A 5211-nucleotide genomic window follows, 5' to 3' on the forward strand; every position below is an offset into this window, starting at 1 on the left:
GCTAGAGTTCCACAATTGGGAACCTCTAGCTTTTTTTGTATCTGAGAACTATTTTGTCTCAGACTTTTTATTAACTATTAAAGCTCTGACTTCATCCGCTCCGATCTCATCTCCCGCCTTGTCGAAGAGTTTAATAGCGTGACTAAAATAATCATAGGATTTACTCGAATCAAGTTTTCGATAAATCTCTCCCAATCCTCTATAAGCGCAGGCTTGAGCAATAAGATCATCTGTCTTTAAGGCTGAGTCTAGCGACTGCTGCATATAAAACTCCGCTTCAACTAGTTGATCTAACTTTAATCGTAAATAACCTTGCTCATAGTCATTAACAGAATTTTTGAGAGAATCCCCTGAAAAATCTTGTTCAATAACTTCTCGCTCTTTTTCGATATAGCTAAGAGCTGTCTGAAAATCATTCATTTCACGATAGACCATGGCCAATTGATGATACGCGACATGTTCATTTTCACGATCCTTTTCTGTAATAGCCAAGTGGAGATAACGTTGGTAAACCTCTAAACAGTGTTCATACTTTTTTTCGTACAAATAGATATAGCCCATCAAGTTTAAAAGACTGTAATCTTTACAAGTTGCTAGGCAAAACTCTGCTTGAACTAATTGCTTAGCTTCATTAATTTTTCCCTCAAATAATAATTCCCAAGCTTGATTCATTAAAAGACTCCTATCTATTCTAGAACGATAATTACCTAAACTAAAAATACAAACAATTATCTCACAATATCTTTATACATATCTGGTCTTCTGTCTCTAAACAGACCCCAATTTAGGCGTTCACTTGCTCCCTTGTCCAGGTCATAAGTTGTTAACAAGATAGCTTCGCCTTGTCGTTCTGCTTGGGTCAAGATAGCTCCTGTTTCATCGGTCATAAAGGATGAACCGTAGAAGTTAAGACTTGAACTTTGCCCTCCATTTTCCTCGCAAGGCTGGACTTCTTCCAAGCCATAACGATTGGCTGCAATAACTGGAACAATATTTGCTGCTGAGTGTCCTTGCATGGTACGTTGCCAATGACCACAACTATCTGTATCCAAAATAGGCTCTGATCCAATAGCTGTTGGATAAAAGAGCAATTCTGCACCATTTAAGGCAAGGCAACGGGCTGTTTCTGGGAACCACTGGTCCCAACAGATCCCAATACCAATCTTGGCATACCGAGTATCCCAAACTTTGAAGCCTGTGTTTCCAGGAGTAAAGAAGAATTTTTCTTGATAATAATGGTCATCAGGAATGTGAGTCTTCCGATAAACGCCAAGCACTTCTCCATCTGCATCAATGACAGCAATAGAATTGTACAAGACATTGCCATCCTTTTCGTAGAAACTGATTGGTAAAACGACCTTTAGTTCCTTAGCAATTGATTTAAAATGCTGAATAGCAGTATTTTTTGTCACCGACTGGGCATACTGGTAGTAGTCATACTGACGTTCCTGACAGAAATAGGGACGTTCAAACAACTCAGGCAAGAGAATAATTTGCGCACCTTGCTCCGCAGCTTGACGGACTAAACGTTCAGCTGTTTGGATATTCGTTTCGACATCCTTATCGCATTGCATCTGAATAGCTGCAACCGTTACATTTCTCATCTTTTTCTCCTATTCTGGAATTTGTTGGGTAATACAGTGGATATTCCCACCCCCTAAAAGAATATCTCTAGCTGGGATTCCTACGACTTCACGGTCTGGGAAACACTGACTGAGGATATCCAAGGCCACTTGGTCGTTTTCGTCCTGAAATTGTGGCACCAAGACAGACTTATTGGCAATATAGAAGTTTACATAGGATGCTGCTAAACGCTCACCAGCATAGCGTTCTTCTTCACCTTCTTCATAAGTATAGCCCGGCAAATCTTCCTCTGTAACTACTTGATGAATAGCCGGGATTGGAAGTTTATGAATAGTGAAACTTCGACCTTTTGCATCTGTTTCCGTCTCTAAAAGAGCTAGATCTGCCGCAGACATGGCATACTGGGGATCATCCTGATCATCTGTCCAAGCTAAAACAATCTCCGCTGGACCAACAAAGGCTGCTACATTGTCAACGTGTTCATTGGTTTCATCCTGATAAATACCATAAGGAAGCCAGATGACTTTTTCAGCTCCAAGACTCTCTAGTAAGGTCTTTTCAATCTCCTCTTTAGTCAGGTGAGGATTACGACCCGGACTGAGCAAGCAGCTTTCTGTGACAAGAATGGTTCCTTGACCGTCACTATGAATAGCTCCGCCTTCCAGTACAAATGGTTTGGCATCGTAAACAGGTATTTCCAAGGCTTCAGCAAAGCGACTGGCTACTTGGTCATCTGCTTCATAGTCTTGGTAGAGACCATCAACAGCACCACCCCAGGCATTGAAAGACCAATCTACCGCCAACTTTTCCCTCTGATCATTGAGGAGAATGGTCGGACCAGTATCACGCGCCCAGGCATCATTTGTCGGAATATCTAAATAAACAACTTGGTCTCCTAGATAGGATTGCGCTTCAGATAGATAGTCCTCCTCAACCAAAAGGTAGACTGTTTCCCCCTGAGCAATGGTTTTGATAATCCGGCTAAAAGCTGCTTTAGCAGCCGACCCTTGAAAAGGCCAAGACCCTGGTCGAGTAGGCCATATCATGAGAGTCCCATGGTGGGGTTCATACTCTGCTGGCATACGATAGTCTAATTTCTTTGGGCTGTCCATCATGATAATCTCTCCTTAAAGTCTTGGTAGCCAAATGCTTTGACTAGACTGCACTCACCCTCTTTATCCATGAGATACAAACTTGGAAGCCCAATGCCATTAAAGGTATTATTTTTGACAAATGAGTAAATAGCCATGTCTTCAAAATAGAGGCGATCGCCGATTTCAATCGATTTTTCAAAGCTGTAATCCCCAATGATATCCCCTGTCAGGCAAGTATTTGAAGAGAGTCTATAAGTATAAGGTTTTTCTTGGGCTTCAAACCCATCTCTCAATGGGGGACGATAAGGCATCTCAAGAACATCTGGCATATGGCAGCTTGCCGAGGCGTCTAGCACCAAGGTCTCAATCCCGTTTTCAACAATATCCAAGACTTCTGTCGCTAGATAGCCCGCATTAAGTGCAATGGCTTCACCTGGTTCGACATAGACATCAAGGTTATAGGTTTCTCGAATACGTAAAATCTCAGAAATCAGTAAGTCCACATCATAGTCATCTCTCGTAATATGATGACCACCACCCATATTGAGCCATTTAACTTGGTGCAAATAGGCTCCAAACTGGTCTTCTACTGCTTTCAAAGTCGTTTGTAAATCATCTGCCCCTTGCTCACAAAGGGTATGGAAATGAAGTCCGTCAACCAAATCCAATAAATCACTTGGTATCTTATCCAAAGTTACTCCAAAACGAGAGCCAGGAGCACATGGATCATAAAGCGCGTGGTCACCCTGCGTTGAACATTTAGGATTGAGTCGTAGACCGACACTGATACCAGCTTCACGACAACGTTGACCATATTTTCGTAATTGTCTCTCTGAGTTAAAAACAATATGATCAGATATTTTAAGCAACTCTTCCATATCTGATTCCTTGAAAGCTGGCGCAAAAACATGGACTTCCCCAGGGAACTCTTCTCTAGCTAACTTAGCCTCATAGAGTCCACTAGCCGTCGTACCTGACAGATACTGACTAATCAAAGGATAGGTTTTATAGAGGGAATAAGCCTTTTGAGCCAGTAGAACCTTACAGCCGGCTTTTTCTTGAACCTCTTGTAAAATGCTACAATTTTCTTCTAGTTTTGCTAAATCAATGACGTAAGCTGGTGTTGGTACTTGTTCTAATTTCATTAGTCCACCATTTGTGGATTTTCAACCACAACCCATGGCAAACCGTATTTATTCAAAGCTTCCATGAATGGGTCTGGATCCAACTCTTCAAGGTTATAAACTCCTGGTTGTTTCCAAGTACCATCCATAACTAATTTTGTCCCAATCATGGCTGGAACACCTGTTGTGTAAGAAATGGCTTGTGAACCAACTTCTGCATAGCACTCCTGATGGTCGCAAACATTGTAAATGTAGATTGTCTTTTCAACGCCATCTTTGACACCAGTAAAGATACATCCGATATTGGTTTTACCAACTGTACGTGGGCCAAGGCTGGCAGGATCTGGAAGCAAGGCTTTCAAGAATTGGATAGGTACGATTTCTTGTCCGTTAAAATTAATAGTATCTGTACGAAGGAGACCAACGTTTTCCAAGCATTTCATGTGCGTTAGATAAGATTGACCAAATGTCATAAAGAAACGAATGCGTTTAACACCTGGAATATTCTTTGCTAATGATTCGATTTCTTCATGGTGGAGGAGATACATGTCTTTTTGACCAACTTGTGGGAAATCATACTCACGTTTGATAGACATAGCTTCGACCTCAACCCATTTTCCATCTTCCCAGTAAGAACCTGGTGCAGAAACCTCTCGGAGATTGATTTCTGGATTAAAGTTAGTCGCAAATGGATAACCGTGGTCACCACCATTACAGTCTAAAATGTCGATATAGTGGATTTCATCAAAAAAGTGTTTGAGGGCGTATGCTGAAAAGACGCTAGTTACACCTGGGTCAAAACCAGAACCAAGAAGAGCTGTCAATCCTGCTTCTTTGAATTTTTCTTGGTAAGCCCATTGCCATGAGTAGTCAAAGTAGGCAGTGAAACCAAGTTCTTTACAACGTTTTTCATAAATAGCACGCCATTCAGGGTCTTCTGTATCCTCAGCCTCATAGTTGGCAGTATCGATATAGTGGACACCTGTCGCCAAACATGCATCCATAATAGTCAAGTCTTGATAAGGAAGTGCTACATTCAAAACGGCTTCTGGCTTGTAGCTTTCAATCAAGGCAATGACTTCTTCTACCTTGTCAGCATCAAGAGCAGCTGTTTCAATTTTAGTACTTGTTTTGCCTTCTAATTTAGCCTTCAAGTCATCACATTTTGACTTGGTACGGCTAGCAATCATAATCTCTGTAAAAGTTTCGCTATCTTGGCAAATCTTTGAAATAGCAACTTGGGCAACGCCCCCACATCCAATAACTAATAAACGACTCATTTTTTTCCTTCCTCTTCTTCTAAAATGTCTTCTACATACTTAGGCAACATAAAGGCACCCACATGTAAGTTTGCAGTGTAGTATTCTGTGAAAAGCTGACGTTTTTTCCAACCTTCCTTGTCAAAATCT

The 5211-nt window shown here is 41.3% G+C and carries 5 protein-coding genes and 1 pseudogene; all 6 read right to left on the reverse strand.

Annotated features, from left to right (window positions below; all coding sequences use genetic code 11):
- Positions 1-48: 48 nt before the first annotated feature.
- Entirely contained in the window at positions 49-672 is a 624-nt protein-coding gene (locus tag SINDD18_RS03400; protein WP_061863077.1) for a tetratricopeptide repeat protein, read from the reverse strand.
- A 56-nt stretch (positions 673-728) separates the two neighbouring features.
- Positions 729-1604 (reverse strand): N-carbamoylputrescine amidase, encoded by an 876-nt coding sequence (aguB, locus tag SINDD18_RS03405; protein ID WP_061863078.1) that lies wholly within the window; start codon positions 1602-1604, stop codon positions 729-731.
- Between the two features lie 9 nt (positions 1605-1613).
- A complete protein-coding gene (aguA, locus tag SINDD18_RS03410; protein ID WP_061863079.1) occupies positions 1614-2699 on the reverse strand; it encodes an agmatine deiminase in 1086 nt (361 codons plus the stop codon).
- A complete protein-coding gene (gene nspC, locus SINDD18_RS03415) occupies positions 2696-3823 on the reverse strand; it encodes a carboxynorspermidine decarboxylase (protein WP_061863080.1) in 1128 nt (375 codons plus the stop codon). Before nspC ends, aguA begins: the two co-directional genes overlap by 4 nt.
- Complete coding sequence (locus tag SINDD18_RS03420; protein WP_061863081.1) at positions 3823-5082, reverse strand: saccharopine dehydrogenase family protein; 1260 nt, start codon at positions 5080-5082, stop codon at positions 3823-3825. Before SINDD18_RS03420 ends, nspC begins: the two co-directional genes overlap by 1 nt.
- Positions 5079-5211 (reverse strand): annotated as a pseudogene (locus tag SINDD18_RS11255) (spermidine synthase); the annotation flags it as partial. The pseudogene SINDD18_RS11255 and the gene SINDD18_RS03420, both read right to left, overlap by 4 nt.

This window comes from Streptococcus infantis, from assembly GCF_001579645.1.
In the GTDB taxonomy this organism is placed as follows: domain Bacteria; phylum Bacillota; class Bacilli; order Lactobacillales; family Streptococcaceae; genus Streptococcus; species Streptococcus infantis_E.